At 75.2% G+C, this 5,712-nt stretch carries 7 protein-coding genes; all 7 read right to left on the bottom strand.

Going from position 1 to position 5,712, the window contains the following annotated elements; translation table 11 throughout:
* The coding region (locus VI078_01340; protein HEY5997934.1) for a ComEC/Rec2 family competence protein at positions 1-945 on the bottom strand (945 nt) is incomplete at its 3' end.
* A gap of 14 nt (positions 946-959) precedes the next feature.
* Complete coding sequence (locus VI078_01335; protein ID HEY5997933.1) at positions 960-1,250, bottom strand: RNA-binding S4 domain-containing protein; 291 nt, start codon at positions 1,248-1,250, stop codon at positions 960-962.
* A gap of 186 nt (positions 1,251-1,436) precedes the next feature.
* Entirely contained in the window at positions 1,437-2,504 is a 1,068-nt protein-coding gene (locus tag VI078_01330) for an HD domain-containing phosphohydrolase (protein ID HEY5997932.1), read from the bottom strand.
* Positions 2,501-2,959 (bottom strand): chemotaxis protein CheX, encoded by a 459-nt coding sequence (locus VI078_01325; GenBank protein ID HEY5997931.1) that lies wholly within the window; start codon positions 2,957-2,959, stop codon positions 2,501-2,503. The genes VI078_01330 and VI078_01325 overlap by 4 nt, the downstream gene beginning before the upstream one ends.
* Positions 2,956-3,363, bottom strand: a complete 408-nt coding sequence (locus VI078_01320; protein ID HEY5997930.1) for a response regulator — start codon at positions 3,361-3,363, stop codon at positions 2,956-2,958. Before VI078_01320 ends, VI078_01325 begins: the two co-directional genes overlap by 4 nt.
* A complete protein-coding gene (locus VI078_01315) occupies positions 3,360-4,436 on the bottom strand; it encodes a chemotaxis response regulator protein-glutamate methylesterase (GenBank protein ID HEY5997929.1) in 1,077 nt (358 codons plus the stop codon). The genes VI078_01320 and VI078_01315 overlap by 4 nt, the downstream gene beginning before the upstream one ends.
* A partial coding sequence (locus VI078_01310; protein ID HEY5997928.1) for a chemotaxis protein CheA occupies positions 4,433-5,712 on the bottom strand: 1,280 nt, incomplete at its 5' end. The genes VI078_01310 and VI078_01315, both read right to left, overlap by 4 nt.

Genomic DNA, 5,712 nt, shown 5'->3' with positions numbered 1-5,712 from the left:
GGAGAGCACCGCGCGGCCGACGGGGATCTGCCCACCGGAGAAGAGCAGGAAGAACCACAGCGCCGGCAGCGTCAGCCCGGCGGCCAGGGGCTGAGCCGGAAAGCGCAGCGCGAGTGGCGCGCACAGCGCCAGCGCCCTGCGCAGCGCCAGGAAGACGAGCGCCGCGAGGAAACCCACGTTCATCCCCGAGATCGCCAGCACGTGGGCGAGACCGGCACGGGTGAACGCCTCCTGCACGTCCCGGGGGATGCCGGCGCGCTCGCCCGTCGTGAGCGCGTCGAGGATCGCCGCTGCCGCGCCTGGACGCGCCAGCCAGGACCGGTGCGCCCGGTCGCGCCAGCGCAGCACCGCCGCCTCGGGGCCGCGTCCCGGGTCGTGCCCGGTCCGCCTCACCCACGCGGGCGACCCGACCGAGAGCCGCGCGGCGCAGCGGCCCGCCGCCGCCCCGACGGGACCGGGAAACCAGCCGAGATTGCGGTCGCCGCGCACGGACCGCAGCCCGCCCCGCGCGACGACGAGGTCGCCCACCGCGTAGCCGTCGCAGGCTCCGGCCACGGCGACCTGCAGCGGCAGGGCGAGGGCGGCCGTCCTCCCATCGCGACGCACCCGCGCGCCCTCCAGGACGAGCAGTGTCTCGCCGTCCCTGATCTGGGCAGGCCGCGCGAGGCGACCGCACGCGACCGCCTCCGCCTCGGACACCTGCTCCAGCCCCGCGTACAGCGGCGCGAGATCGGCCTGGCACCGCAGGACGCCGAGGACCGCGAACGTCGCGAGGCCGACCGCGCGGCCGGCGCGGAGGCGGCCCGCGGCGAGCGCCGCCCCCCAGGCAACCAGCAGCGCCCCCGCGGCCCACGCCCACGCCCCGGGCTCCTGGGGCAGCCACGCCCCCGCGGCGACGCCGCCCACGAAGGCCAGCGAAGCCGCAAGCAAGGGTCGTGGCGCCACCCGCGCCCTTCCCTTCAGCGCGGCGGCAGTTCGTTGCCGAGAAGGTCGAAGCGCCGCTCCCCGACGACGCGGAACAGCTCGCGCGCCTCCGCCCGGGCGACGCTCCTGCCCTCGGGAATCGCGAGCACCTCGACCGACAGCTCGCGCGAGGGCAGCTGCAGCGTGAGCAGCTCCCCGGCGCGGACCTCCCGGCCGGCCTTCGCGGCCACGCCGTTGACCAGCACGCCCCCCGCGTCGCAGAGCTCCTTGGCGCCGGTGCGCCGCGGCACCAGTCGCGAGAGCTTCAGGAACCGGTCAAGTCGCATGCACGCCTCCCCGCGGAATCCAGAGGTCGCATCATACCCGGGGAGCAGCAAGATTCGTACCCAACCCGCCAGACACCGCGGGGGCTGGCGCGCCGCCGTCGAACGGCCATCCCGGCGTCCCCCGGGGGATCGCGGGCCCCGCACTCCCGCCCGGACCTGTCCCCGCGGGGAACGGTACGGGGTCGTCTAACCGACCGCCGCCCCCGCCCCGCCTCGCAGCGCCCCGAACCGGGCGTCGGCCGCCAGGAATGCCTCGACCACGCGCGGGTCGAACTGCGTCCCCGCGCAACGCCGCAGCTCGCTGCACGCGCGCTCGTGGTCGGCGGCCGCCCGGTACGGACGCGCCGAGAGGATCGCGTCGTAAGTGTCCGCCAGGGCGATCACGCGGGCCGACAGCGGGATCCGCTCGCCCGCGAGGCCCCCGGGATACCCGCCGCCGTCGAAGCGCTCGTGGTGGTGCAGGATCGCCGGCAGCACCTCCTCGAAATGCGGGAACTGCGCGCGCAGCGGACCGAGGATCTCGACGCCGTGGCGGGGATGCGAACGCATCATCCGCAGCTCTCCCTCGTCGAGAGGCCCGGCCTTGCCGAGCACGCTGTCGGCGATCCCGATCTTGCCGATGTCGTGCAGCAGCGCCGCGACGCGAATGACCTCCCGCTCGTCCGCCCCCAGCCCGAGCGCCGCGACCACCAGCCGCGCGCAGTAGCTGACGCGGCGCGAATGTCCGTAGGTGCCGTGGTCCTTCTTCTCGACCGCCTGCGCCATCGCGGCGAGCATGCCGGTGTAGGTGCGCTGCAGCGAGCGGGTCTTCTCCTCCACCAGCCGCTCGAGGTGCGCGAGCATCTCGCGCCGCTCCCGCGCCACCGCGCGCACCCGCCCCGCATGCTCCAGGCTCCGCAGCAGCTGCGCCAGCGTGAAGGGCTTGGCGATGAAGTCCGCGGCCCCCGCCTTGAGCGCCCGCACGGCCAGTTCGGTGCTCCCGAGCGCGGTCATCAGCACGCACACCACCTCGGGCCGCCGCTCCCTGATCGAGCCGATGACGTCCAGCCCGCGATCGGGCCCGAGGCGGTGGTCGACGATCGCTGCGTCCCACGCGGACCGCTCGAGCTCCGCCAGTGCCTCCGCCGCCGATGCGGCCGTGCCGACCTCGAAGCCCTCCGCGGCGAGGCTCGCGCCGAAGACGCGCCGGATCTGCGGCTCGTCGTCGACGAGCAGCACGCGGGCGATCTCCCGCCGCTCGGGGCCGGCACTCATCCCGTGCACAGCACCACCTGGACGAGAATGCCGCCGTGAGGCGAGTACACCGGGATGAGGCACGCCTCAGCCTCTGCCGGATCGTCTCCCGCCGCCGCGTCCAGCAGCTCGGGGGGGTGGACGACGACGTCGAAGCCCAGCTCGTTGAGGCGGCTGACGGCCGCCCCGGAGATGACGTTCCCCAGCTCGAGGAAGTAGTCCAGGCCCAGGGGGGGCAGGCGGTCGTGCAGCTGGCCCGTCGCAACCGCATACAGGCGCAGCGCCGTCAGCGAATCGATCTCGAGCGCGACGTGCCCCTCCGCCTCCCCCGAGAACCGGACGTGCACGATGACGCCGCTGCCGCGCTCCTCCGAGCACGCGAGGCGCGGCGGGCCGGCGCCGAACTGGTCGCCGAGCATCGCCACGAGGACCTTCACCGAGGCGTCGGCGAACGCCTCCACGCATTCGAGTCTCACGGCGCGCCCCCCGCCTCACCCGCAAGAACGCTGCGGATGACGAGTCCGGCGTAGTCCGGCGTGTACGGCTTGGTGATGAAGTGCCTGGCGCCCAGGCAGATCGCCCTCCACACGGCCTCCTTGTGCCCGAGCGCGCTGACCATGATCACGCGCGCGGCCGCGTCGCCCGCCCGGATGCGCCGCAGCGCCTCCACGCCGTCGAGCTCGGGCATCGTGATGTCCAGGAAGACCAGATCGGGCCGCAGCCTCGCGTACAACGCCACCGCGCAGTCGCCGCTCGCCGCCTCGCCGACGACCATGCCGCCGAGACTGTGCACGATGCCCGCGAGGTAGCGCCGCGCGAACGCCGAGTCGTCCGCGATCAGGGCCTCGAAGGACGCCGAAACCGGGGGCGTGTCCGTCATGCGACCTCCCTCCCTTGCTCGTAGTGCCGCCGCAGATAGCGCGGCAGCTCCGCCAGTGCCACCACCTCGTCCACCGCGCCGCTCTCGATCGCCGCGCGCGGCATGCCGAAGACGACGCAGCTGCGCTCGTCCTGCGCCAGCGTGCGCCCGCCGCGCTGGCGGATCCGGGCCAGTCCCGCGGCGCCGTCGTCGCCCATGCCGGTCATGATCAGCCCGGTGGCCGCCGCGCCGAACTCCTCGGCCACGGAGGCAAAGAGCACATCCGCCGACGGACGGTGCCCCCGGGCCGGGGGCGCGTCGCTGAGCACGGCGATCGCGCCCAGGGCGCCGCGCGTGACCCGCAGGTGCCGGTCCCCCGGGGCGATGAGCACCCGCCCCGGCCCCACCAGGTCGCCGTCGCGCGCCTCCCGCACCTCCAGCCGGCTTGCAGCGTTCAGACGCGCCGCGAACATCGCGGTGAACCCGGGCGGCAGGTGCTGCACGACCAGCGTCGCCGCGGGAAAGTCCGCCGGAAGCTGCGGCAGCAGGTAGGTCAGCGCGTTCGGCCCCCCCGTGGAGACGCCGATCGCGAGCACCCGCTCCGCCGCGGCGCGCTGGCGCCCGGCAGCGGTGGCGGGCACGGCCGAGGGCGCAGGCACGGCCGCGGGCAGCGGCGGCGCGAGCGCCACGGCCCGCGCTCCCGCGGCCGCCTTGATTTTCGCGACGAGCTCGGCGGCGATCTCGTGGATGTGCGTCGAGATCGCGGCGTGCGGCTTCGCCACGACGTCGAAGGCGCCCGCGGCGAGGGCCCGGAACGCCAGGTCGGCGTCGCGCCGCGTCAACGAGCTGAGCACCACCGCCGGCGGCCCGTTCGCCTCCCGCAGCGCGCGCAGCGTCTCGATGCCGTCCATGCGCGGCATGTCCACGTCCAGGGTCAGCACGTCCGGGGCGAGTGCGGCGACCTTGCGCAGCGCGTGGACCCCGTCCATCGCGGTGCCAACGACCTCGATCCCGGGGTCACCCGACAGCAGCTGCGGCACCAGCCGGCGCATCAGGGCCGAGTCGTCGACGACGAGCACCCGCACTGCGCTCACGACGCCGACCTCACCCGCTCCGTCTCGATGCTGCGGGCCACCACCGCGAAGGCATCGAGGATCAGCACCACGCCGCCATCCCCGAGGATCGAGGCCCCCGCGACGACGCCGGCGTCCACCCAGCGCCCGTCGACGGGCCGCACCACCAGCTCCTGCTGCCAGCGCAGGGTGTCGACGAGCAGTCCGACGCGCCGGCCGCGCAGGGCCAGCACCAGCACATAGCGCCCCGCGCCGCCGCGCGCGCCGCCGAGCAGGCCGCCGAGCTCGACCACCGAGACGACCTGCTCGCGCAGCCGCAGGCAGGGGCGGCCGTCGACGCTCGTCAACTCGCCCGGGCGGATGCGCGCGACCTCCGCGATCGCCGCCACCGGCAGCGCGTAGAGCCGCCCGCCGGCGTCGAACAGCAGCGTGCGCACCACCGCGAGCGTCAGGGGCAGGCGCAGCCGGAACCGGGTGCCGCGCCCGGGGCGCGACTCGATCTCCACCGTCCCCTTCACGGCTTCCAGGGCGCTCTTCACCGCGTCCATCCCGACGCCGCGTCCCGAGGTCTCGGTGATCCGGTCGGCGGTGCTGACGCCGGAGGCGAAGACCAGCCGCAGCCGCTCCTCCTCCGGCAGCGCCGCCGCCGCGGCCTCGTCCAGGAGGCCCCGCTCGAGCGCCCGCGCCACGAGCCTCCCGCTGTCGATCCCGCGCCCGTCGTCGCCGACCTCGATCACGATGTGCGCGCCCTCCTGGTAGGCCCGCATCGTGATCAGCCCCTCCGCCGGCTTCCCCGCCGTCGCGCGCTCCGCGGGGCCTTCCACGCCGTGGCCGACCATGTTGCGCACGAGGTGCGTCAGCGGCTCGAAGAGCTGGTCCACGATCCCCTTGTCCAGCTCGGTCTCCTGGCCCTCGATCGCGAGGTGGGCGCGCTTCCCGAGCTGGTGGGCCAGATCGCGCACCACGCGCGGGAACTTCTTGAAGACGTAGCGCAGCGGCACCATCCGCATCCGCAGCGCGCTGCGCTGCAGGTCCCCGAGCGCGCGGTCCATCGCCGCGCTCGCAGCCGCCAGCCGCTCCGCGAGGTCCGGACCCGTCACGCCGGCGGCCGCTTCGCGGGCCACCTGCTCGAGCATCGAGCGGCCGATGACCAGCTCGCTGGCCAGGTCGAGGACCCGGTCGACCTTCGCGGCGTCGACGCGCAACACCTCCGTGCGTTCGCTCGCGGACGCCGCGGCGCCCGCGCCGCAGGCGTTCGCCCGTTCCGCCGCGAAGGCGCCCGGCCCCGCCACGACGG

This window comes from bacterium (assembly GCA_036524115.1).
Classification (GTDB): domain Bacteria; phylum JAUVQV01; class JAUVQV01; order JAUVQV01; family DATDCY01; genus DATDCY01.
Note: the sequence above shows the minus strand (reverse complement) of the source record. Positions and strands in the feature narration are given on the sequence as shown.